This is a genomic window from Cupriavidus sp. DL-D2, from assembly GCF_039710735.1.
Taxonomy (GTDB): domain Bacteria; phylum Pseudomonadota; class Gammaproteobacteria; order Burkholderiales; family Burkholderiaceae; genus Cupriavidus.
Window position 1 is genome coordinate 1 of record NZ_JBDKXK010000028.1, and the last position, 23192, is coordinate 23192.

General features: G+C 65.0%; 20 protein-coding genes. 3 read left to right on the forward strand and 17 right to left on the reverse strand.

Features of this window, described 5'->3' with window-relative positions:
* Positions 1-209 precede the first annotated feature (209 nt).
* Entirely contained in the window at positions 210-1112 is a 903-nt protein-coding gene (locus tag ABDB81_RS16150; RefSeq protein WP_346812094.1) for a LysR substrate-binding domain-containing protein, read from the forward strand.
* 14 nt (positions 1113-1126) lie between these two features.
* Here ABDB81_RS16150 and ABDB81_RS16155 read toward each other — a convergent pair whose 3' ends face one another.
* The 10 genes from ABDB81_RS16155 to ABDB81_RS16200 form a co-directional block, all read right to left on the reverse strand.
* On the reverse strand, positions 1127-2233 hold the full coding sequence (locus ABDB81_RS16155) for a M14 family metallopeptidase (protein WP_346812096.1): 1107 nt from the start codon (positions 2231-2233) through the stop codon (positions 1127-1129).
* A gap of 78 nt (positions 2234-2311) precedes the next feature.
* Positions 2312-3094, reverse strand: coding sequence for a hypothetical protein (locus ABDB81_RS16160; protein WP_346812098.1), 783 nt, complete (start codon positions 3092-3094; stop codon positions 2312-2314).
* Positions 3095-3164: 70 nt separating this feature from the next.
* A complete protein-coding gene (locus ABDB81_RS16165; protein WP_137924028.1) occupies positions 3165-3992 on the reverse strand; it encodes a M55 family metallopeptidase in 828 nt (275 codons plus the stop codon).
* Entirely contained in the window at positions 3989-5023 is a 1035-nt protein-coding gene (locus ABDB81_RS16170; RefSeq protein WP_346812100.1) for a P1 family peptidase, read from the reverse strand. Before ABDB81_RS16170 ends, ABDB81_RS16165 begins: the two co-directional genes overlap by 4 nt.
* A 4-nt stretch (positions 5024-5027) precedes the next feature.
* Positions 5028-5927, reverse strand: a complete 900-nt coding sequence (gene gsiD / locus ABDB81_RS16175; protein ID WP_137924026.1) for a glutathione ABC transporter permease GsiD — start codon at positions 5925-5927, stop codon at positions 5028-5030.
* A gap of 10 nt (positions 5928-5937) precedes the next feature.
* The gene (gene gsiC / locus ABDB81_RS16180; RefSeq protein WP_160472515.1) at positions 5938-6858 is read right to left on the reverse strand and encodes a glutathione ABC transporter permease GsiC; all 921 of its coding nucleotides are present in this window, start codon (positions 6856-6858) and stop codon (positions 5938-5940) included.
* Between the two features lie 320 nt (positions 6859-7178).
* Entirely contained in the window at positions 7179-8729 is a 1551-nt protein-coding gene (gene gsiB / locus ABDB81_RS16185; RefSeq protein ID WP_137924024.1) for a glutathione ABC transporter substrate-binding protein GsiB, read from the reverse strand.
* A gap of 34 nt (positions 8730-8763) precedes the next feature.
* Complete coding sequence (locus ABDB81_RS16190) at positions 8764-10656, reverse strand: dipeptide ABC transporter ATP-binding protein (RefSeq protein ID WP_137924023.1); 1893 nt, start codon at positions 10654-10656, stop codon at positions 8764-8766.
* A 1-nt stretch (position 10657) separates the two neighbouring features.
* Positions 10658-11629, reverse strand: coding sequence for an isoaspartyl peptidase/L-asparaginase (locus ABDB81_RS16195; RefSeq protein WP_346812102.1), 972 nt, complete (start codon positions 11627-11629; stop codon positions 10658-10660).
* Between the two features lie 13 nt (positions 11630-11642).
* Positions 11643-12545 (reverse strand): MurR/RpiR family transcriptional regulator, encoded by a 903-nt coding sequence (locus ABDB81_RS16200; protein ID WP_137924021.1) that lies wholly within the window; start codon positions 12543-12545, stop codon positions 11643-11645.
* Between the two features lie 243 nt (positions 12546-12788).
* Between ABDB81_RS16200 and ABDB81_RS16205 the strand changes: the two genes are divergently transcribed.
* A complete protein-coding gene (locus tag ABDB81_RS16205; RefSeq protein WP_137924037.1) occupies positions 12789-14720 on the forward strand; it encodes an ATP-binding cassette domain-containing protein in 1932 nt (643 codons plus the stop codon).
* Between the two features lie 175 nt (positions 14721-14895).
* Here the strand turns inward: ABDB81_RS16205 and ABDB81_RS16210 are convergent, their stop codons facing one another.
* The 3 genes from ABDB81_RS16210 to alr all read right to left on the reverse strand — a co-directional run bounded on the left by ABDB81_RS16210 (position 14896) and on the right by alr (position 17985).
* Positions 14896-15384, reverse strand: coding sequence for a disulfide bond formation protein B (locus tag ABDB81_RS16210; RefSeq protein ID WP_137924020.1), 489 nt, complete (start codon positions 15382-15384; stop codon positions 14896-14898).
* A gap of 79 nt (positions 15385-15463) precedes the next feature.
* The gene (gene radA, locus ABDB81_RS16215) at positions 15464-16831 is read right to left on the reverse strand and encodes a DNA repair protein RadA (RefSeq protein WP_346812104.1); all 1368 of its coding nucleotides are present in this window, start codon (positions 16829-16831) and stop codon (positions 15464-15466) included.
* A 38-nt stretch (positions 16832-16869) separates the two neighbouring features.
* Positions 16870-17985 (reverse strand): alanine racemase, encoded by a 1116-nt coding sequence (gene alr / locus ABDB81_RS16220; RefSeq protein WP_137924018.1) that lies wholly within the window; start codon positions 17983-17985, stop codon positions 16870-16872.
* A 455-nt stretch (positions 17986-18440) separates the two neighbouring features.
* On the opposite strand from alr, the gene lplT reads away from it, so the two are divergent.
* Positions 18441-19760 carry a lysophospholipid transporter LplT gene (gene lplT / locus ABDB81_RS16225; protein ID WP_137924036.1) on the forward strand — a complete coding sequence of 440 codons (1320 nt, stop codon included), beginning with the start codon at positions 18441-18443 and terminating at the stop codon, positions 19758-19760.
* A gap of 64 nt (positions 19761-19824) precedes the next feature.
* Here lplT and ABDB81_RS16230 read toward each other — a convergent pair whose 3' ends face one another.
* Genes ABDB81_RS16230 through tsaB form a run of 4 tightly spaced genes read right to left on the reverse strand, consistent with a single transcriptional unit; the run spans position 19825 to position 23126 of the window.
* Positions 19825-20910, reverse strand: a complete 1086-nt coding sequence (locus tag ABDB81_RS16230) for a DUF1853 family protein (RefSeq protein ID WP_346812106.1) — start codon at positions 20908-20910, stop codon at positions 19825-19827.
* On the reverse strand, positions 20891-21805 hold the full coding sequence (locus tag ABDB81_RS16235; protein ID WP_346812108.1) for a uracil-DNA glycosylase family protein: 915 nt from the start codon (positions 21803-21805) through the stop codon (positions 20891-20893). Before ABDB81_RS16235 ends, ABDB81_RS16230 begins: the two co-directional genes overlap by 20 nt.
* Positions 21802-22362: a ribosomal protein S18-alanine N-acetyltransferase gene (rimI, locus tag ABDB81_RS16240; RefSeq protein WP_137924015.1), complete on the reverse strand. Its 561-nt coding sequence runs from the start codon at positions 22360-22362 to the stop codon at positions 21802-21804. Before rimI ends, ABDB81_RS16235 begins: the two co-directional genes overlap by 4 nt.
* On the reverse strand, positions 22359-23126 hold the full coding sequence (gene tsaB, locus ABDB81_RS16245; RefSeq protein WP_137924014.1) for a tRNA (adenosine(37)-N6)-threonylcarbamoyltransferase complex dimerization subunit type 1 TsaB: 768 nt from the start codon (positions 23124-23126) through the stop codon (positions 22359-22361). The genes rimI and tsaB overlap by 4 nt, the downstream gene beginning before the upstream one ends.
* Positions 23127-23192 lie beyond the last annotated feature (66 nt).

Here is a 23192-nt window from a genome sequence, read left to right on the forward strand (position 1 = left end):
TTAACGACATGTTATGCCCTACACACAAAATTCCTGACAGGCCCAGGTTCTGCTTGCCGAAGCATTCATAATTTGCACCGCTGGCCCTCTCCCCCGCCCCTCTCCCGCCTTGCGGGAGAGGGGAGACAACACAATGCAGGGAAACAAGCTTCATAGGCACACCCCTTGCATCTATCATTGGCATCAACCCCCGCCAATGATCCCGCCCCATGCGCATCACCCCCCTTCCCCCGCTTGCCTGCCTCGTTGCCTTCGAATCGGCGATGCGGCATGGCAGTTTCACCCGCGCTGCTTCCGAACTCCATCTGACGCAAAGTGCGATCAGCCGCCAGGTGGCGCAGCTCGAACGATTCCTCGGCAAGAAGCTGTTCATCCGCGAACCACGCGCGTTGCGACTGACCGTCAGCGGGCAGCAATACGCCGAGCAGGTGCAGCGGCTGCTGGTAGGCTGCGCGGAGGCCACCGAGGACGTGATGAAGCGCAAGGGCCAGGTCGAGCTGACCGTCGCGTGTTCCTCGGGCGTAGCGGTGCTGTGGCTGACACCGCGGCTGGCAACGTTCCGGGCGCGGCATCCGGACTTCCACGTGCGGCTGTTGGTCAACGATAGCCTGGCTTCGCTATCGGGCACCGATTTCGATATCGGCTTGTACTACCTGCGCGAAGGAGCACCAGGCGGCATGGCGTCGCGACGGCTGTATGACGAGGAGGTCTTCCCGGTCTGCGCGCCGCACTATCTCGAAGGCCGCCAATTACGCGCGGCCGATCTGCCGAGGGAGTCGCTGCTCGTGCTGGAAGATGCGCAGCGCATCTGGATGTCGTGGCCGACCTGGTTCGCGCACAATGGCCTGCGCGAGACGCGCTTCGAGCGCGAACTCGTGGCCAACACCTATCCGGTGCTGGTGCAAATGGCCATCGAAGGCCAGGGCATCGTGCTGGCGTGGCGCCATATGATCGACCGGTGCCTCGATACGGGCCTGCTGGTACGCGCCTGCGACGCCAGTGCGTCACTGGGCGGCGGCTACTACGCGGTGTGGCCGCGCGATCGCGCCGAGCCAGCCGCGGCGCGGGCCTTCCGCCAGTGGCTGATTGAGGAAAGCGGCGCCGATGCGTGAACCCGCTCGCAACCTTACGCGTGCAGCGCCTTGTGCACGGCGTCGGTAACCTGCGTCACCACACCTTCGCGCCAGTCATCGGCATCCCCGTAGAACGCCTGCCACATTGCCCGCCGGATCAGCGCCCGCTGGTTCTCGTCGGCTTCCGGATGCACATGAAGCCAGTGATCGCCCCGCAGCGCGTCAAGCACCTCGGCCAGCGGCAGCGTACCGAACTCCAGCGCCACGCCAGCGTAGTCCACCGCCGGCAGCGTCTGCGGCACCGCCAGCCACGCCAGCCCGGTCAGGTTCGCGGATGTTGACGATCCATCGTAGATCGACGTCACGCCGTTACCCCAGATCGCCTGCGTGCGCTGCAACTGCCCCGCATCGTCCGGGCCCATGTAGATCGGCTCGCCATAGCCCCACGGGCCGAGTCCCGTATGTACATCGATCCAGCGCAATGACCGACGCCCCGCGCCGAAGCGCGCCAGGATGCGCCGCAAGGTGTAGTTGCTCCACGTTGCCTTCTGCCCGCCGAAGAACATGCCCGCCGGGTCCTGGTATTGACCCGCACTGACTGCCGCCTGATACCACGCCATGCCCTTGCGCGACACGGTGGCCATCAGCGCCGTGTGGTCTTCGCATGATGGCGGCCATTGCGTGGGCAGCAGCAGCGGCGCCACCTCGGCATAGGCCGGATTGCCGGGCAATGGCTGCTCGAAATCCATGAAGTTGCGATTGAGGTCGACGTTGTCCTCGTTCACGCGGCGCAAGTGCGAGAAACCGTACGGATTCACCGCATGCACCAGCAACAGCGCGGTATTTGCCGCGCGGCACGCAGCGTGCAGCCCCCTATCGGCCAGCAGCGCCACCTGCGCGCCGGCACCGCAGAACCCTTCCGCGCCATGTGTACCAGAGGTCACCATCAGCACGCGCGGCGCGTCGGCATCGCCCACCCAGGCCACGTCCATGGCCAGTACCTCGCCCTCATGGCCGATTTCGGTGGGATGGGGAAACTCGGTCAGCGCGGCGCCGCAGGCGTGGGCGGCATTCAGAAACTTCTTTCTCGCCTCGGCGTACGAGCGCGCGAAATATTGAGAAACAGGGGAAACAACGGATGCGTCGGGACTGGCTGGCATGGCGGGACGGGGCCTGGGCCAAGTGGGGATGCCGCCAATGTACCGCCATTCGGCGTGCGATGTGGTGACCGCCGTGCGCTAGAACAGTTCCTTTGCTCCGCCCCTGCCCCGGTCATTCGTCTTGTTGCCGTTCTCGGCCTTCGCGCCATCGTCGGGCCATGCCGAGCGGAATGCATGCGGATGCATGACGATGCCGGCCGCCTCGATCTGCGCGGCGGACAACACCAGATGTCTGGCCAGCCAGTCATGCAGGCTGCGCAGAAAACGTATGCGATCCACACGGTTCGATGCGGCAATCAGCCATTCAAGCTTGACGTGCGCGGTATAGACGTCGAGCAGGTTCACACTCTTGAGCTTGGGCGGCGTGGCCGCGCTGCGCTCGATAGCCAGTACGCGCTGCACCTGCGCATGCTCCAGCGGACGCCCGGCAACGATCTGCTGATACAGGTCTTCGAGCGCCGCAAAACGTACAGTGGGCTGTACGCGCGGCACGCCGGCTACCTTGTCCATCCGCAGCACCACATAGCGCGTGGCGGCGTTGCGCCGTTCCAGCGCCAACTCCGCCGCCGTGGGCTTGCGGCGCGGCAGCGTCGCGAACGCCGCATCCACGCGCTGGATGCCATCGCGCTCGGTAAAGTCGGGAATCTGGTCGAGCGTGGCCGGCACCGCCAGCGCGGCCCGCGCGCATTCGAGACCGAAGGGATACTCGTGGCCGTCCGGCCCGCGCAGAATCCACGCGTGCCCCTCGGGAAAGCCGTGATGCCGCCCGCCCTTCGCGCTGCGTGCGTGGCAACGCGTGGTGGTCGGATCGGCAAAATCCTTGCGAACGGGAATCCAGCTCCCGGGCAGGGGTGAGGTCATGTGGGGAGGAACGATGGGGATAGCGGACGCTATTGTCCCATCTTCCGCGCATGCCCCGAAAGCTCCCCCCTCACTTCAACATGAAAGACATCGCCGAGCAGCAGTTCAGCATGCGCACGGCGGCCTGCACGTTGGGGGCGGTGAAGGTTAGCGTGACGCCATCCACGCGTTCGAAGGTGGGCCATTGGCAGAACAGGTCGGCGTGGGCCGGGGTCTGGGTCTGCAGGCGGCAGGTAATCGGGCCTGCCAGTTCGAAGCAGCGCGCCTGGGGTTGCGCGATGGCGGCGCGTGTGGCGGTCTCGGCTGCGGCGGCGATCGCTTCGCGGGCGGCGGCGGGTGAGAGCGATGTGCCGCTGCCCTGCCCGCCGGCGGTCTTGGTCTGTACGTAGTGCACCCACGGCATCAGCGGGCGGGTTTCGGCGATGAACACGTCGTCGCCGCTGGCCATCAGTACGGGCACATCGAACTCGCCGGCCAAAGCGGCATAAATGCCGGCCTCTCCCAGTTCCAGTCCGTTGAACCAGACGCGTGCAAACGCGCCGCTGTTGATCGTGTGGGCCAGTACGCCCCGGCTTTGCGCGCGGCCGTGGTAGCCGATCATGAACACGCCATCGCAATCCTGCTCCACGCCAGCCACCATGCTCAGGTAACGCGGCTTGCCGAGCACGAGTTGGGCGCGCGGATCGATCTGGTCCGGCAGCAGGTTACGGAAGCCGCCATGCGAATCATTGACGAGGACTTCGGTGGCACCGCCGGCGAATGCGCCCTGCACGGCGGCATTGGCCTCGCCGGTCATCCATGCGCGGGCGCGTTCGTATTCGCCGTTGCCAGCGCGCGTCTGCTCCGGATGGAACACGCCAGCCACGCCCTCGATATCGGCGGAAATCAGGATCTTCATGCGTTCAGGTCTTGCAGGATGTCGCGCAGTGCGCGGCGGATATGGCCATCGCGGCCCTGTACGGCCTCGGCATGCCACAGTGCATGGACGATGGCCTGCTCCACGCTATCGGCAGCCGCGCGGAACAGCGGATCGAGTTTCGATTCATGCACCATCGACACGGCAGGCATCGGTGCATCGGCAGCGTGCGGAACGGTATAGGCCGTGGTGAACGCCAGCGCGATATCGCCCGAGCCGTGTCCATAGACGGAACCGGTACGCGCCAGCCCCGTGCCGGCGCGCATCGACAGGCGGCGCAACTGGCGTGCGTCGAGCGGTGCATCGGTGGCCACGATCATGATGATCGAACCTTTCTCGGGTTCGGCCAGTTGCTTCAATGTCTTCTCGAGCACCGCGCCAAGCGGACGGCCCGCGAGGATCAGCGAATCCGGCGTGCCGAAGTTCGACAGCACCAGTGCGCCAACGGTATAGCCGCCGGCTACACGCGATGCAGTGCCAATGCCACCCTTCGCGCCGAACGATGACATGCCTCGCCCTGCCCCGACCGCTCCCTGTGCGACATCCTGTGCCGCGGCCGATAGCGCCGCATCGTAGTGCGACGCCTGCACGGCCATGGCCTGGATATCGTTCAGGTAACCATCATTGCATTCGAAGACCAGCGGATTCACCGTGGGCCATGCGCGGCCGATCTCGGGATTGGCCGCGATGGCGGCGCGGATCTGCGCCTGCGCCAGCGCGCCTACCGAGAACGTGTTGGTCAGCGCCAGCGGTGTTTCCAGCACACCCAGTTCGTCCACCTGCACCAGTCCGATGCTTTTGCCGAAACCGTTGAGCACGGTGGCGGCTGCCGGCACCTTGTCGCGGTACACATCGCCCGCATGCGGACGGATCACGGTCACGCCGGTCTGGCATGCGCCATCGGCCAGCGTGCAGTGCCCGACCGTGATGCCGGCTACATCGGTGATCGCGTTGCGCGGCCCGGCGGGCAGCGTGCCGACTACCGGAGCCGGCGCATTGGGAACGTCCGCCATGGAATCAGCGACGATCGATCTTCGGGTCCAGCGCATCGCGCAGACCGTCGCCAAGCAGGTTGAACGCGAGCACGGTCAGGAAGATGGCCAAGCTCGGGAAGATCGCAACGTGCGGTGCGGTGACCATGTCGGCACGGGCTTCGTTGAGCATCGCGCCCCATTCGGGCGTAGGCGGTTGCGCGCCGAGACCGAGGAACGACAAGCCAGCGGCAGTGATGATCGACGTACCGATCCGCATCGAGAAGTACACGACGATCGACGAGACCGTACCGGGCAGGATATGTCGCGTCAGGATCGTGAAGTCCGAGGCGCCGATACTGCGCGCAGCTTCCACGTAGGTCAGGCGCTTGAGCACCAGCGTGTTGCCGCGCACGAGCCGCGCAAACGCCGGCACGCTGAACACCGCCACGGCAAAGATCACGTTGACCATGCCGTTGCCCAGGATGGCCACGATGGCAATCGCCAGCAGGATGCCGGGGAAAGCGAACAGCACGTCGCAGATTCGCGTGACGATGCGGTCCCACCAGCCTTCGTAGTAGCCGGCCATCAGGCCGAGCACCGTGCCGATGATCGCGCCGATGATGACGGAAAAGAAGCCGGCCGCCAGGGAGATGCGCGTGCCTGCCAGGATGCGGCTGAAAATGTCGCGACCCAGCGAATCGACACCCATCCAGTGCGCCATCGATGGGCCCGCGTTCAGCGCATCGTAGTCGAAGTAGTTCTCGGGATCGAACGGCGCAATGTACGGTGCCAGCACGGCAATCACTACCAGCAACAGTACAAAGGCGCCCGCGCCCAGCGCCAGATGCTGGCGGCGGAACTTGCGCCAGAACTCGGTCCAGGGGGTACGTACGGCTTCCGGTGCGGAAACCGGTGCGGCGGCGGACGTGGAAAGCTCGGTCATGTCAGCCTCCTTACTTGTAGCGGATGGTGGGGTTGATCACGGTGTAGAGCATGTCCACCACCAGGTTGATCAGGATGAATTCGAGCGAGAACAGCAGGACCTCGGCCTGGATGACCGGATAGTCGCGCATCTCCACGGCGTCCACGAGCAGGCGGCCCAGGCCCGGCCAGTTGAACACCTTCTCCACGAGGATCGAGCCGCCCAGCAAGAAGCCGAACTGCAGGCCCATCATCGTCACCACGGGAATCATGGCGTTGCGCAGCGTGTGCTTGGCCACCACCACGGTTTCACGCACGCCCTTGGCACGGGCGGTGCGCACGAAATCTTCCTGCAGCACTTCGATGAACGATGCCCGCGTGAAACGCGCCATCACGGCGGCCACCGCAGCGCCCAGCGTCAGTGACGGCAGGATGTAGTGCTTCCAGGTATCGGCGCCAATCGACGGCAGCCAGCCCAGTTGCACCGAAAACACTTCCATCAGCAGCATGCCGAGCGCGAAGGCAGGGAACGAGATACCGGAGACGGCCAGCGTCATGCCCAACCGGTCCGGCCATTTGTTACGCCACACCGCCGACGTGATGCCGATGATCATGCCGAAGATGACAGCCCACACCATCGAGGCCAGCGTCAGGTAAAGCGTGGGCAGGAAGCGTTCGCCGATCTCCTCGGAGACGGGGCGCTTGCTGCGCAGCGACGTGCCGAACTCCCCCCGCAACGCATTCGTGAAGAAACGCACGAACTGCTCGTGCATGGGCTTGTCGAGTCCAAGATCCTTGCGGACGAGTTCCACAGTGGCCTGGTCGGCCTCGGGGCCGGCAGCCAGCCGTGCGGGATCGCCAGGCAAGAGGTGGACGAACAGGAATACCAACACCGCCACGATCAGCATGGTGGGTATCACGCCCAGGAAACGTTTGAGGAAATAATTCAGCATCTGACACCAGAAAACAGAAATTTGAGGCCGGCGGCCGCCCGCCCTTTCACCCCGCAATACACAGGCAGGCGGCCTCGCGGCTTACCGCTTTACAGCAACAGCTTGTTATGGGTACTGCTACCACTTCTCTTATTACTGCAACGGCAAACTGCTACCGCTTTACTACTCCCCTCTCCCGCGAGCGGGAGAGGGGTTGGGGGTGAGGGCAAGCCTTTCGCTACCGATCACGCATATCGCGCAACCACCGCCTGGGCTCACCCCCGCCCCTCTCCCAGAGGGAGAGGGGAGAAAATCAACAGCGGGAGAAAACCACCCACTCCTTACTGCTTGATATCGATCTCGTCGAAGTTGAACGAGCCGTCAGGCATCACGAAGGCACCGGTCAGGCGCTTCGAGCGTGCGTAGACGATCTTCTCGGTCACCAGGAAGGCCCACGGTGCGTCCTTCCAGATGCGTTCCTGCGCGTCCTTGTACAGCTTCGACTTCTCGGCGCGGTCAGTCGTGCGCAGGGCGCCGGCGATGTCGGCGTCGACCTGGTCGTTCTTGTAGTACGCGGTGTTCAGCAGCTTGGGCGGCATCGATTCCGAGGCCAGCAGCGGACGCAGCGCCCAGTCCGATTCACCGGTCGACGACGACCAGCCCACGTAGTACATGCGCACGCCAGCGTCTTCCGGCTTCTGCACCGATTCCACGCGCTCCACGCGCTGGCCGGCTTCCAGTGCCTGCACCTGGGCCTTGATGCCAACCTGCTGCAGCTGCTGCTGCACGAACTGGATCACCTTCTGCGCGGTGGTGTGGTTATAGGCGGACCACAGCGTGGTCTCGAAGCCGTTCGGGTAGCCAGCTTCCTTCAGCAGCTCGCGGGCCTTGGCCGGGTTGTACGGCCACGGGCCCAGCTTCTCGGCGTAGTCCACGCCCTTGGGCACCACGCCCTCGGCCGGGATCGCATGGCCGGCGAACGCCACCTTGACCAGCGCGTCCTTGTTGATCGCGTAGTTGATGGCCTGGCGCACCTTCGGGTCGTTGAACGGCTTGACCTGGGTGTTAAACGACAGGTAGCGCTGGATGATCGACGGCGAGTCGATCAGGTCCACCTTCGGGCTGGCCTTGAGCACGGCAGCCTGTTCGAACGGGATGCTGAACGCGAAGTCAGCCTCGCCGGTCTGCATCACGGCCGAACGCGTGTTGTTGTCCACCACGGGCTTCCACGTGATCGTGTCGATCTTGGGATAGCCGGTCTTCCAGTAGCCCGCGAACTTCTTGCCCTTCAGGTAATCGGTCTGCTTCCATTCGACGAACTCGAACGGGCCGGTACCCACCGGGTTGAAGGCGATGTCCTTGCCGTACTTCTTCAGCGCGGTCGGGCTGATCATCACCGCCGACGGGTGAGCCAGCACGTTGATGAACGGCGAGAACGGCTCCTTGAGCGTCACGCGAGCGGTGTACTGATCCACCACTTCGGTCTTGGCCACGCGGTTGAACAGCGTGTAGCGCTTGAGCTTGTTGGCCGGATCGGTCACGCGATCGAAGTTGGCCTTGACCGCGGTGGCATCGAACGTGGTGCCGTCATGGAACTTCACGTTCTTCTTGAGCTTGAACGTGTAAACCAGGCCGTCCTTGCTCACGTCATAGCTTTCGGCCAGCACGTTGATGAGCTTCAGGTCCTTGTCGAAACCGAACAGGCCCTGGTAGAACGATTTGGTAGCGGCCTGCGACAGCGTGTCGTTGGCATCGTACGGGTCCAGCGTGGTGAACGTGGAATACACGGCCATCACCGCATCCTTGGCGGCAAAGGCCGGCGCGGCGGCCATCATGCCCATGGCGCCCACTGCGGCAGCACCGGCCATCAGCCGGAAAGAAACCTTCGACATCTCTTCTCCTCTAGGGAAATTCAGGGACTGAAAATCAATAGGCGCCGCCAACGGCGTGCCGGGCTACAAAGTGCCCTTGCGCCCCGCTGCCAGCAACGGCTACCAGTGGCTGCACCACCGGTTCGTCGCCAACCGCGCGGATCGGGCTGGGAATTTCATCGGACAACGGCTCGCGCTTCAGATGGCGGCGCGCCGGATCGGCGATGGGTACTGCAGACATCAGCTTCTTCGTGTACGGGTGCTGCGGATTCTCGAAGATCGCGCGGCGCGGGCCGATCTCGACGATCTGGCCCAGATACATGACCGCCACGCGATGGCTGACGCGCTCCACCACGGCCATGTCATGCGAGATGAACAGAAAGGCCACGCCCAGCTCGCGCTGCAGGTCGAGCATCAGGTTGACGATCTGCGCCTGGATCGATACGTCCAGCGCGGAAACCGATTCATCGGCCACCACCACTTTCGGATTCAGTGCGAGTGCGCGCGCGATACAGATCCGCTGGCGCTGGCCGCCCGAGAACTCGTGCGGATAGCGCGAGGCATGTGCCGCCGTCAAACCCACCTTCTCCAGCAGCCACGCCACACGGGCTTCGGCTTCCTTGCCGCTGGCTACCTTGTGCACCAGCAGCGGTTCCATGATCGAGTAACCCACCGGCACGCGCGGATCGAGCGATGCGTACGGGTCCTGGAAGATGAACTGGATATTGCGGCGCAGTGCCTGCAACGCCGGGCCCTGCATCTGGCTGATGTTCTGGCCGGCGAATTCGATGGTGCCGCTCTGCGCATCCACCAGACGCAGCAGCGAACGGCCTGTCGTGGACTTGCCGCAGCCCGACTCGCCCACCAGCGCGAGCGTTTCGCCCGGATAGAGATCGAAGCTGACCTGCTCCACCGCATGCACGCGGCGCGTGACCTTGCCGAACAGGCCGCCCGGCACGTCGAAGCGCGTGACCAGATCCTTCACGCGAAGGATCGGCTGGGCACCGGCGGGAATCGTGTCCTGCGGCAGTTCCTTGACCGGCGCAGCCGCGTCATTGACCTGCACCAGCGGGAAACGCGCGGGCAGGTCGGTGCCCGACATCGCGCCGAGCTTCGGCACGGCCGACAGCAGCGCGCGCGTATATGGATGGGCCGGAGCGTGGAACACATCGTCGGACGTGCCCTCTTCCACTTTCTCGCCACGGAACATCACCAGCACGCGGTCCGCCACTTCGGCCACCACGCCCATGTCGTGGGTGATGAAGACCACGCCCATGTCCATCTCGGACTGCAGGTTGCGGATCAGTTGCAGGATTTCGGCCTGGATCGTCACGTCCAGCGCGGTGGTCGGCTCATCGGCAATCAGCAGCGCCGGCTTGCACGACAGCGCCATGGCGATCATCACGCGCTGACGCATGCCGCCCGAAAGTTGATGCGGGAAGCGGTCCAGCACGCGGCGCGCCTCGGGAATACGCACCAGTTCGAGCATGCGCAATGCCTCGGCCCGCGCGGCGGACTTGGACTTGCCCTGGTGCAGCCGGATCGATTCGGCGATCTGCTCGCCCACCGGGAACACCGGGTTCAGCGACGTCATCGGCTCCTGGAAAATCATCGCCATGTCCGAACCACGCGCACCGCGCAGCGTCGCTTCGGACGAGTTGACCAGATCCAGCACCTCGCCGCTACGGCGACGCAGGAGCATGCTGCCGCCCGCGATCTTGCCGCCGCCGTGCTCCACCAGACGCATCAGCGCCAGCGACGTGACCGATTTGCCCGATCCCGATTCACCGACCACGGCCAGCGTCTCGCCACGGTCGACGTGGAAGGACAAGTTGCGCACCGCCTCCACCGTCCGCTCCGACGTGGAAAATCGCACGGTCAGGTTGTCCACCGCCACCGCACGATTGGGCGGCAGCACAATGCCCTGCTTTGAAACTGTATTCGCCATATCAGCCGTAAATCCAGACGTTGACCGGTTCACCCACGCGGGCCACGCCGCGGTACATGCCTTCGGTGTTGAAAGGCAGCGTAACGTTGCCCGCGCGATCCACCGCGATCAGGCCGCCACGGCCCTGAATGGCCGGCAGCTTTTCCATGACCACGCGCCGCGCCGATTCCTCCAGCGACAGCCCCGCGTAGCGCATCTGCGCCGACACATCGAACGCCGCCGAAGTACGAATGAACATCTCGCCGGTGCCCGTGCAGGAGACCGCCGCGAAATCGTCGGCATAGCAGCCAGCGCCCAGCAGCGGCGTGTCGCCCACTCGGCCCACCTGCTTGTTGGTCACGCCGCCCGTCGAGGTAGCCGCCGCCACGTTGCCGTTGGCATCGCACGCCACTGCACCGACCGTACCGAATTTCTTGTCCGCGTCGAGCGGATCAGCTGCCTGGGCCGCCTTCGCAGCCAGCGTTGCCGCGTCATGATCGAGCAGCGCCATGCCGGCGGTTTCGCGGGCGCGCAGCCACTGGTCATGCCGTGCCTGCGTAAAGAAGTATTCCGGCGAGACGAGTTCCAGGCCTTGCGCTTCGGCAAACGCCTCGGCACCTTCGGCCGCGAACAACACGTGTTCGCTGTGCTCCAGCACCGCGCGCGCCGCCAGCACCGGGTTGCGCAGGCGCTTGACGCAGGCCACGGCACCCGCGTTCAGCGTGGCGCCATCCATGACCGAGGCATCGAGTTCGTAGGTGCCGGCGTGCGTCAGCACAGCGCCACGGCCGGCATTGAACAGCGGGCACTCTTCGAGCAGCCGCACGGCTTCGGTCACGGCGTCGAGCGCACTGCCGCCCTCGGCCAGCACGCGCTGGCCGGCCAGCAATACCTGCTCCAGCGCCGCGGTGTACTCGCGTTCGCGCTGGGGGTCCATGGCCGCACGGGTAATCGTGCCGGCGCCGCCGTGGATGGCAATAACAGCTTGAGACATAGGTCCTTCTACTTCAGTCTTGGGTTTTCGATGCAGTGCGGCCATCGCGCGCACCGGGCGCGCCGTACAGCCACGGCAGCAGGAATTCGGTCATCTCGGCCGCCGCCTTCACGGAGCGCGCGGAACGGTAGGCCACGGCGCCACACAGCGCCTCGATCAGCGCCAGCACGGTGGCGTCGGAGTTGGCGGAAAGGCGATTGCCGGCATTGGCGTAGAGCGCGATATCGGCCAGCGGCGCCAGCGGCGATGTCGGGCCATCGGTCAGCGCCAGCAGCCGGCCGCCGTGTGCCTTGACGCGCTGCGCCAGCAGCATCGTGTCGGTCACGTAGCGCGGAAACGCCACCACGATGACCAGGTCTTCGGGCGTCAGCTTGAACAACTGCCGCGCCGCGTGCGAGGCGCCGCCGACGGTGGAGACCGACGTGACCATGCGGCAGTGCATTTCCAGCCCGTGCTGCATCAGCCCGGACAGGAAGCCACTGGCGCCGAAGCCCATCACGTAGACACGCTGGGCGCCGAGGATCGCATCGCAGGCACGCTCCACGGCATCGGCGTCGAGGTTGCGGCGTGTCTGCTCCAGGTTGCGCGCGCCGTCTTCCAGCGCAGCGGCAAAAACCTCGCCCACCGTGGTCGGACGCGCCAGTTCGTCGCGCAGCCGCTCCACCGGGGCCAGCGTGGCTTCGAAGCCGCGCACCAACTCGGCGCGGAACTGCGGATAGCCGTCGAAGCCCAATGCCTTGGCGAAACGGTTGGCGGTGGCCACCGAGACATCCACGGCCGTGGCGAATTCGTCGATACGCATCGTCGCGGCGCGGAACAGGTTGTCCAGCACGTAGTTCGCCATGCGCTGATGTGCAGGCGTCAGTGTGGGCATGGCGCGGGCAATGCGTTCGGAAATCGTCTGGCCGTCGGACATGTCTTGAGCGAGGGTTTTCTGTATGAACCGGGGGCCACAATGAAAAGGCACTTTCCCGGTGCGTCGATCTATGTAAATAAATTTACACGCAAATGCTGTGCCCGGCAGAACGAAAGTGCAGGATTAGGGGAAATCCCTCAATACATGGCAGCAAACATGAAAGCTGCCGGTAAGGCTCGGAGAGCCGGGACCCCCGGCGCGCTACAATGCCGGCCTGCCAAAGAACCGCTTCCCGCTCCTCCCGTGATACGAATCGACCAGCTTGTCCTCCAGCGCGGCACCAAGGTGCTGTTCGACCACACCACCGTCACGCTCAATCCCGGCGAGCGCGTGGGCCTTGTTGGCGCTAACGGCAGCGGCAAATCCACGCTGTTCGCCATGCTGCGTGGAGAGTTGCACCCCGATGGCGGCGACCTGTTCGTGCCCGCACAATGGCGGATCGCCCACGTCGCGCAGGAAACGCCTGCTGTGGGACGCACAGCGGTGGAATACGTGATCGACGGCGACACGCGCCTGCGCGACATCGAGGCGAAGATTGCCGCCGCGCAGGCCAGCGGCGACGGATCGGCGGAAGGCGAAGCCCATGCGGCCTATGCCGATGCCGATGGCTACACCGCCGCTGCGCGGGCCGAGGCGCTGTTGCTGGGGCTGGGCTTCACGCTGCCGCAGGTGTCGCAACCGGTGGCCTCGTTCTCGGGCGGCTGGCGCATGCGCCTGAACCTGGCCCAGGCGCTGATGTGCCCCTCGGACCTGCTCCTGCTCGACGAACCGACGAACCACCTGGACCTCGACGCCATCGTCTGGCTGGAAGACTGGCTTGCACGCTATCAGGGCACGCTCGTCATGATTTCGCACGATCGCGAGTTTCTCGATGCCATCTGCACCGTGACGGTGCACATCGAGAACCAGCAGTTGAAGCGCTACGGCGGCAATTACACGCAATTCGAGACGATGCGGCTGCAGCAGATGGCCCAGCAGCAATCCGCCTACTCGCGCCAGCAGAAGGAAATCGCGCATCTGGAGTCTTTCATCACGCGCTTCAAGGCCAAGGCCACCAAGGCCCGGCAGGCGCAGAGCCGCGTCAAGGCTTTGGAGAAGATGGAGCGCCTGGCGCCGGTGCATGTGGCCGCTGGCTTCGCCTTCGAGTTCCGCGAGCCCGATTCGGCGCCGAACCCGATGATGGTGCTCGAAGGTGTGGACTGCGGCTACGCCGAGGCCGAGCCGCCCGTCACCATCTTGCACAAGCTGGCGATGTCGATCCAGAACGGGCAGCGCATTGGCCTGCTCGGCGCCAACGGCCAGGGCAAGTCCACACTGGTCAAGACGCTGGCCGGCACCCAGCCGCCGATGAATGGCACCGTACGGCTGGGCAAGGGCCTGGTCATCGGCTACTTCGCCCAGCATCAGCTCGAAACCCTCCGTGACCATGATTCCCCGCTGCAGCATCTGGCCCGCCTGGCGCCCGACGTCCGCGAGCAGGAACTGCGCGACTTCCTCGGCAGCTTCAACTTCCGGGGCGACATGGCAACGTCGCCCATCGAACCGTTCTCGGGCGGCGAGAAGGCGCGACTGGCCCTGTCGCTGATCGTCTGGCAAAAGCCCAATCTGCTGTTGCTCGACGAGCCGACCAACCACCTGGACCTCGACACCCGCGAAGCGCTGACCATGGCACTGGCCCAGTTCGAAGGCACGCTGATCCTGGTCTCGCACGATCGCCACCTGCTGCGCGCCACGTCCGACCAGTTCATGCTGGTGGCGGACGGCACGATCCGTCCGTTCGACGGCGACCTCGACGACTACCGCGACTGGCTGCTGCAACAGGCCGCCGCCAAGCGCAACGCCGCCGTGGCCAGCCATGCGTCGGAATCGACCGATGGCACGCCGAGCGTCAATCGCAAGGACCAGCGTCGCGCCGAAGCCGACGAACGCCAACGCCTGTCGATCCTGCGCAAGCCGCTGACCAAGGAACTGGAAAAGGTGGAGAAACGCATGTCGACGCTGCAGGCCGACAAGGCCGTGATCGATGCGTTCATGGCCGATTCTTCAAGCTATGAAGAGGCCAACAAGTCGAAGCTGATGGAGATGCTGAAACGCCAGGGCGAGGTGACCGGCGAACTGGATCAGCTTGAGGAAAGGTGGCTGGAACTGCAGGAACAGATTGAGCAGATTGCTTGATGCATTTGCATATCTCTCTGTTTTAGCTCCCCTCTCCCGCCTTGCGGGAGAGGGGCTGGGGGAGAGGGCATGAGGTTCTGCTTGCCGACCACATCGCAAGTTGCACCGCTTGCCCTCTCCCCCGCCCCTCTCCCATAGGGAGAGGGGAGTAAGCAATCAGTGGGAGAGAGCCCCATCAATACCGATAATGCTTCTCCCGACGGATCAGTCCCACTGCCAGCGTCAGCGTCAGAATCACCAGCCAGATCAATGACCACGCCGGGATCGACAGACCCAGCAGCGGGGGCAGCGGCGCGGTGCACAGGCCGTCCGAGTAGAACAATTGCGGCAACAGACGGGCAGTTGGCAGTTGGTTGACCCAGTTCTCCAGCGGGTCGATGCCACACGAAGCCTTGGGATTCAGCAGCAGCGACACGTGATATCCCGCCACGGCGATGCCAGCCACGCCGGACAGCATGCCCAGCCCCTGCCACAGCGTGCGGATGTTCTGTGCGATAGCAGCCAGCAGCGAGAAGATGCCGATGCCTACGAAAGCAAAACGCTGCATGACGCAGAGCGGGCACGGCTGGTAGCCCTCGACATGCTGCAGATAGAGTGCGGCGCCGACCATCGCGAAGGAAAGGATGGCAATCAGCAGGAAATAAGCTCTGGAGTTGGCTTGCATGAGTTAGCAGCAGGAATGGCGTCGAGGCGCATTATTACCCATTTTTCAACGGGTGATCCTGACCCCTGCGCAAACAGACTCAGTCAAAATGCCGCACCCGGTCGATGGCCTGCTCCAGCCGGTCCACCGCGATCACCTCGATCCCCTCGATCGGCTGCTTCGGGGCATTGGCTTTCGGAATCACGGCCATCGTAAAGCCCAGCTTCGCCGCTTCCTTGAGACGCTCCTGACCGCGTGGGCTGGGCCGGATCTCACCCGCCAGACCCACTTCGCCAAACACCACCAGCCCGCGCGGCAGTGGCTTGTTGCGCATCGACGAATGGATCGACAGCAGCACGGCCAGGTCGGCTGCCGGCTCGGTGATCTTGACCCCGCCCACCGCGTTCAGGAATACGTCCTGGTCGAAGCACGCCACGCCCGCATGACGGTGCAGCACGGCCAGCAGCATCGCCAGCCGGTTCTGCTCCAGGCCCACGGCCAGCCGGCGCGGATTGGGCACGTTGGCCGTATCCACTAACGCCTGCACCTCCACCAGCAAGGGTCGCGTACCCTCCTGCGTCACCAGCACGCAGGAGCCGGCCACCTGCTCTTCATGCTGCGACAAAAATAGCGCCGACGGGTTGCTGATGCCGCGCAGTCCGCGCTCGGTCATCGCAAACACGCCAAGTTCGTTGACTGCGCCGAACCGGTTCTTGAAGGCACGGATCAGCCGGTGCGACGAATGGGTATCGCCCTCGAAGTACAACACCGTATCGACGATGTGCTCCAGCACGCGGGGGCCGGCCAGGCTGCCCTCCTTGGTCACGTGCCCCACGAGGATGATCGTGATGCCCGTGCTCTTGGCGATGCGCGTCAGTTGCGCCGCGCATTCGCGCACCTGGGCCACCGAGCCCGGCGCCGAGGTCAGCGCCTCCGAGTACAGCGTCTGGATGGAGTCGATGACTGCCACGTCAGGCTTGTCGGCATCGAGCGCCGCCTGGATCTTCTCCAGCTGGATCTCGGCCAGCAGGCCCAGCGACGCCGCTTCCACGCCCAGCCGCTGCGCGCGCAAGGCGATCTGGGCGCCCGATTCCTCGCCGCTCACATACAGCACGCGCTTGCTGGCCGACAGGTTGGCCAGCGCCTGCAGCAACAGCGTGGACTTCCCGATGCCGGGATCACCGCCGATCAGCACCACCCCGCCGGAGACCAATCCGCCGCCGAGCACGCGGTCGAACTCGTCGATTCTCGATGAAAAACGCGGCACATCTGCTGCCTCGATTTCACTGAGCTTGCGCACCACGGCCGATGCCGCCAGCGGCTGGAAACGCCGCGCGGTAGCCGAGCCCGTCTCGGCCACGCTTTCCACGAGCGTATTCCACGCATTGCACTGCGGGCACTGGCCCGCCCAGCGCGGCGTGGTGCCGCCGCACTCGGTACAGCTATAAACGGTCTTCGCTTTTGCCATCTGCAAATCGATACGAAAGGAGGCGGGACGGTGCGGGATCAGCCGTGGCTGACAGGATCGGCGGTGGTCAGCATGGCCACCGTGGTTGGCACCCGCAGCGCGAGTGCGCACATGAGTTCGTACCCGACGGTGCCTGCAGCGGCGGCCACATCGTCGATCGGCAGGCCGTGGCCCCAGAGCGTGACCGGCGCGCCGACCTTTGCCTTGGGGCAAGGCGTGAGGTCCACGCAGATCATGTCCATCGACACCCGGCCCACAAGTTCCGTGCGCACACCATCTACCAGCACTGGCGCGCGCCGCTCGCCCCAGCCGGACGCGTGGCGCGGATAGCCATCGGCATAGCCACAGGCCACCACGCCAATCCGCATCGCGCGGTCCGCCGTGAACATCGAACCGTAGCCAACCGTATCGCCGGGCTGCAAATCCTGGATGCCGATCAGTTCGCTATGCAGCGACATGGCCGGCTGCAAACCCGTCTCGGCGATATCGGCCGACAGACCGGTTGGCGACGCGCCATACAGGATCACGCCAGGGCGCACCCAGTTGCGGTGCGCCGATGGGTGCCACAGCACCGCTGCAGAGTTGGACAGCGACGCCTCGCCCGGCAGGTTGGCCGTGGCGGCCTCGAATGCTTCGATCTGGTGCGCAATCCCGCGCGGGCTGTCCGCGTCCGAGAAATGCGTCATGTGATCGATACTTCCCAAAAAAGACATTGTCCGCGCCCGCTCCCAGGCGGCACGGTACTGCGCCGGCCGGAAGCCAAGGCGGTTCATCCCGGTGTTCAGCTTGAGTTGGATGGCCAGCGGCCCCTTGGGCCGGGCCTGCTCCAGCATCCGCAATTGTTCCTCGCAATGCACGGCAGTGGTCAGGCGGTATTGCTCGATCAGGGGAACATCTTGCGGCTGGAAGAATCCCTCCAGAAGCAGGATGGGTCCCTGCCAGCCGAGTTCGCGCAGCAAAACGGCTTCGTTGAGGTCGAGCAGGCCGAAGCCGTCGGTGCCTTTCAGGCCCGCGAAGGCGCGGCGGATGCCGTGCCCGTAGGCATTGGCCTTGACCACGGCCCATACGCGGGAGTTGGGCGCATGGCGGCGCACCACTTCGAGGTTGTTGGCCAGCGCTGGCTGGTGGATGACGGCGTGAATGGGTCTTGGCATGGATGTGGCACTTTGCCGGCCGCCGATCGGGGAAACCCGGTCGGCATCCTGGCGGAATGGGGCGTTACTGAGGCTGGCACTGTGCAGCGGCAGGCATTCCGGACGCTCCGGAGGTGCAGGACCGCGCAGCCGGGGCCACGTAGCGCAGGCGATATTTGAACACATCGGGAACCTCGCGTCGGGGAAACCATCCGTGGATGTACTGTCCAATACGCGTCCCGCAATGTGCTGAAATGTCGTTGTTTCGTGATATAAAGCCGGACGCTCCGGCCATGTTTTGAAAGAGATGCAATATGTCAATGACTGTGAGGCAAGCTGCACGACGCGTGCGGACCAAGCCGCCGACCCAGTTTGACAAGGCCGGCGCGACAGGTTCCCTGCAAGCTGTGGCGCTGCCGGCCGGCGCGCTTTTGCCCGTCCACACGGATATCCGCGATGGAGACAAAGTTCAAGGTATGAAGAAGGGTTTCTACACAATCATGGCCGCGCAGTTTTTCTCGTCGCTGGCCGACAATGCCTTGCTCATCGCAGCCATTGCCCTTCTCACCGAGTTGCATTCCCCGCAGTGGATGACCCCGCTGCTCAAGCTGTTCTTCGTGTTGTCCTATGTGGTGCTGGCTGCATTCGTGGGCGCCTTTGCCGATTCGATGCCCAAGGGCAAGGTGATGCTGATCACCAACTCGATCAAGATCGTCGGCTGCGCCATCATGATGTTCGGACTGCATCCGCTGCTGGCCTATGGCATCGTCGGATTCGGCGCGGCGGCATACTCACCCGCCAAGTACGGCATCCTCACCGAACTGCTCCCCCCCGAAAAACTCGTGATGGCCAACGGCTGGATCGAGGGCCTCACGGTCGGCTCGATCATTCTCGGCACCGTCGTGGGCGGCGCGCTGATCTCGGTCCACCTGTCGTCTATCCTGCTGAGCTGGGACCTCCCCTTCATCGACACCGGCATCACCACCCCCGCCGAAGCGGCGATGGTGGTGATCATGTTCTTCTACCTGATCGCGGCGGTCTTCAACTTCTTCATTCCGGACACCGGCGCCCGCTATCCCCAGCAGGAAAAGAACCCCATCAAGCTGATTGCCGAGTTCGGCGACTGCTTTATCGCCTTGTGGCGCGACAAGCTGGGCCAGATCTCGCTGGCCGTGACCACGCTGTTCTGGGGCGTGGGCGCCACGCTGCAGTTCATCGTGCTCAAGTGGGCCGAGAAGTCGCTGGGCCTGAATCTCTCGCAGGGCGCACTGCTGCAGGCCGTGGTGGCCGTGGGTGTGGCCGTGGGTGCCATCGCGGCTGCCGCACGCATTCCGCTGCGCCGCTCGCTGTCAGTACTGCCGTTCGGGGTGGCCATGGGCGCCACCGTCATGCTGATGGCGTTCTATACCAAGGACACCATGCCGGCCGTCACGCTTGACGTGCTGGGCATGGCGATGCCGCTGCACATGGCCATCGCCTACGTATTCCTGGCCATCGTGGGTGCCATGTCGGGCTACTTCGTGGTGCCGATGAACGCGCTGCTGCAACACCGCGGACACGTGCTGCTGTCCGCCGGCCATTCGATTGCCGTACAGAATTTCAATGAGAACGTGTCGGTGCTGCTGATGCTGTGCCTGTACGCACTGTTGATCAAGCTCAATGTGCCGATCGGCTTCGTCATCGTGGCGCTGGGGTTGTTCATCTGCGCGACCATGGCGCTGGTGATGCGCCTGCACAAGCACAACGTGAAGGTCTACAACTCGCTGGCGATGATCGGCGAAGACAAGCATCACTGACCACGCCGCTTGCGTTGGTCAGCAACAAAAAAGCCGCCTGCAGCATCTGCCCAGGCGGCTTTTTCTATGGACGGGTGGCTCGCAGCGCCGCCCTCGCCTCCCAATCTGGCGGCACGACAAATCCGCGCGACCGCTCCACCCAGACGCCAGGCTCGTTCACCGCCGGTTCCAGTTCGCAGATCATCACTGGCGCCTCGCGGCGCCACACCTGCTCCGGATCGGCAAAGCGCCGCGCCAGCGTGTCGCGCAACGTGGCGGCGTCCTCGGTGCCAGCCTCGCTCACACGTGCCCCACACAGCCAGTCCACGCGCGGCAGGCGGCACCAGCGGGTGGTGCCATGATCCTGCGCGGCGGCGCGCGCATACCAGGCATCGAGCGTGGACCACCAGCCATGCAGATGATCGGGCGCAATTCCGAGCGATGCGAGTCCCGGCGGCAGCACCCCGTCGCGATAGAACAGCCAGCCCAGCAGATAGATTTCGCTACGGTTCACGGGAGCACCGACCAGCGCCTCGGCCTCGGCTGTCCGGCCCAGCGGCAACTGACGCCGCACGATGTGATCGAGTTTGTCGCCCAGACGGTCTACCAGGTTCGGCCCCACGAACGCGCGACGGTCCGCCACGCCATCGACCATCAGGTAGAACTTGGCTGCCATCTCCCAATGCACGACCTGGTCCTGTGCAGGGTCCCGCCAGATCAGGTCGAGTTCGCCAAGGGTCTGGATGCCATGCCCGTTGGCACGGCGGATCGGCACATTGGCCGACATCAGCGTCATGCCCGGTGCGTGCTGAAGCGCGAAATGCAGCAACCGCTCGGCATGCCGGCCCAGCCGGAGGCTGCGGCTGCCCGTGGGGTCAGGGTGCCCGCTCAGTTCTGCGATGGTCTCGGGGAGCGTACCGGGATCGGCATAACCGAGCCATGCCTGCCAGGCTGCGCGAGCGCCAGCCGGCCACTGCGCCAGCCGGGCAACTTCGCGATGGTATTCATCAGGTAGCGCCGACAACAGCGGCGGCGATAGCGTACACCACGCCAGGTCTCGCGTACGCTGCGACGGGGCGGTGCGCCAGAGCGGCACGCGTGCATCGGCACCGGTCGGCACGGTGCCGCCCGGCGTGCCCGGTTGCACGAGATCAGGCTTGAGCTCCCGCACGATGGTGTACCTCGCGGGCCAGGCACAGGTCCTCCCAGGCGCGAGCCTTGTCGGTCAATGTGCGTAGCAGATAGGCCGGGTGATAGGTCACCACGACCGGGATGCCTTCATAGGCGTAGACGGTGTTTCGCAGCTTGCCGATCGGCGTATCCGACCGCAGCAAAGTCTGCGCGGCAAAGCGTCCCAGCACGACGATCACCTTCGGCTTGAGCAACGCGATCTGGCGCTTCAGGTGCGGCTCGCAGAGGGCCACCTCGTCCGGCTCGGGATTGCGGTTGCCGGGCGGCCGGCACTTGAGCACGTTGGCGATGTAGACGTTGCGGCCTCGCGCCAGTCCCAGTGCGCCGAGCATATTGTCGAGCAACTTGCCCGCCTGGCCGACGAAAGGCTCGCCTTGCAGATCCTCGTTCTCTCCGGGCGCCTCGCCAACGAACATCCATTCGGCCTGCTGGTCGCCCACGCCGAACACGGTGTTGGTCCGGGTGTTGCACAGCCCGCAGGCCGTGCATTTGGCTACACTGTCGGCCAGCGCGGGCCAGTCCATCATGGCGATGGCGGCTTCGCGATCGGTCTGGGCTTGCGGGTCGGCGGAAGGTTGTCGTACCGGACGCGGCGCTGCTTCGCCGGGGGCATCGAACGCCTCGATGGTTTCGGCGAGGTCGGCGGGTTCCGGGGCGGTATCGATTGGGGCATCGAGGACGGCATCGCGCGCGAGATCGGCGGCTGCCATTACCGCCACGGTCTCGCGGACAATCACTTGGGGTGGCAGCTCAGGCAGCACCACATCGGCTTCGACAACGGTCTCGCTGTCGGCTTCCGTTGCGGACACGGCATTGCGTGGCACCCATTCCACAGGGATGCCCAGCGCTTCGAGGAACAGCGCGCGGCGCGTCATGCCGACTCTCCTTCCGCGCCTTCCGACCACATGCGGCGCAGCACCAGTGCATCCTCGCGGCCCAGCGCCGTGGCCGGGTAGTACCCCTTGCGGCGCCCGATCTCGACGAAACCGGCTTCCACGTAGAGCGCCAGCGCGCCGAGATTCGACGGCCGCACTTCGAGCAGCATCGTATGGAGATTGCTGTCGTGCGTGGTGGCCAGCGCGATGGCCAGCAGCAGCCGGCCCAGGCCCTGGCGTTGGCGGGCGGGATCGACGGTGATGTTCAGCAGATGCATCTCGTCGACCACCGGCATCAGCATCGCGTAGCCGACCAGCGTATTCGAAGGGTCGCGTAGCGTCAGCCCGCGGTGGCCCGCCTTGAGAGAATTCTCAAAATTCCCGCGTGTCCACGGATGGGAGTAAGCGCGCAGTTCGATCTCGGCTACGGCTTGCAGGTCGCGCGCGGTCATGTGGTCCAGCGCCCAGCCGGGAGAAAGCGTCGGCATGGCGGGAATCGTCGGCCATGACGGCTGCAGCGGACGATCCGCCGGATCGGGCAGCATCGCGGCGCTCATGGTGCGCCTCCTCCGGCCGCTTGGGCGGCCTTGAGCTTTTCGGCTTTCTCGGCAGCCACGACCGCGCGCTCGGCGATCGTCTGGGCCACCTTGTCGCGCACGTAGATCGGCATGGCCTCGGCCGCGTCGATGGTCTCGCCCCGGGCGAGCGCCCGCAGGCCGATGGCTACCATGGCCCGCGCGTCGGGCATGGCCTCGGGCAACACGCGGCTGGCCTGCGCGGCCACGTCAAGCCGCTCGCCGAACACGGCCGCACCGTTACCGGCCAGCCAGAACTCGCCGTCGGGCCTCACGATAGCTTCCGGCGCGCCCACACCCATGGCACCCGTCATCGACCATTCGCCCGCCTTCCACTGGAAACACGCTGAATACGCTTCGTCCATGCGCGCATCGAGCGCCACGAGGACCGAGACATCAGCCGGCATCGGCATGGCGCCACGCGCACTTTCGGCACACGCCATCAGGACGTTGACGGGAATCACGGGCAGTTCGGCACCGAAGGCCAGCCCTTGCGCCACGCCACAAGCGGTACGCAGGCCAGTGAATGAGCCGGGGCCGGCGCCAAAGGCAATCGCGGCACAGTCGGCCAGCTTGATACCCGCCTCGGCCAGCACCTCGGCGGCAGCCGGCAACACCCGCGACGACGAGCGCGCGCCGGTGTGCTCATGACGGGAAAAACACTCGAGGGCGCCGTCAGCGGCGGCGCGCCCGAGAGCGACGGAACACCACTCTGTGGAGGTCTCTACAGCAAGGATCCAGGACATGGCAGCGATTGTAATCGCTGTCGGGGGGAAGCTGCATGGGAGGCAGGCGCGTGTTCCGCGAGATCC